General features: G+C 47.4%; 1 protein-coding gene. It reads right to left on the minus strand.

Going from position 1 to position 519, the window contains the following annotated elements; all coding sequences use genetic code 11:
- On the minus strand, positions 1 to 519 hold a 519-nt coding region (locus ACROAE_RS20615; RefSeq protein ID WP_432406205.1), incomplete at both ends, for a transposase.

Consider the following 519-nt stretch of genomic DNA (forward strand, 5'->3'; position numbering starts at 1 on the left):
TCCATCTAACGTTATGTCTTTTCTAGATTTTCTTTGTTGTGACTTTTTTGCGTTTATTGTTATATAGCAGACCGCCCAGTCTATCTTTTCTGTTATTTCTGACCAAGCCCGATGACAGATACACTCAAAGATTGGCAGCAGCCAAACATCCACATTCTTTGCCGCTTTGAACAGCGAAACTGAAGGCATGATGCGCATCGCGGTGCTGCGTCTGATGATAAGTGCCAGCAGGCTGGCCCATACTAGGCCGTCAACTATCGCTTTCTGCGCGGTGGCAAATCTCTGCCAGTTTGTATGTGATTTCAACTCTTTGAACAGCAGCTCAACCTGCCAGCGGCAGCGGTAAATCGCCATAATGTCATCGGCTGAGTAAGACTCTGCCGGTAAGTTGGTTAGCCAGATGCAAAATCGTTTTTCTTCTGCAAACCAACGCCTTATCACTCGAAATTCCTGCGTTCCCCGCTGGGCTTTTAGGTCAAGCACTTCTGAGCGATTGGTGCGACGCGTGATGTCTTTAAG

Origin of the sequence: Shewanella sp. MF05960 (genome assembly GCF_050849305.1) — a bacterium.
Lineage (GTDB): Bacteria > Pseudomonadota > Gammaproteobacteria > Enterobacterales > Shewanellaceae > Shewanella.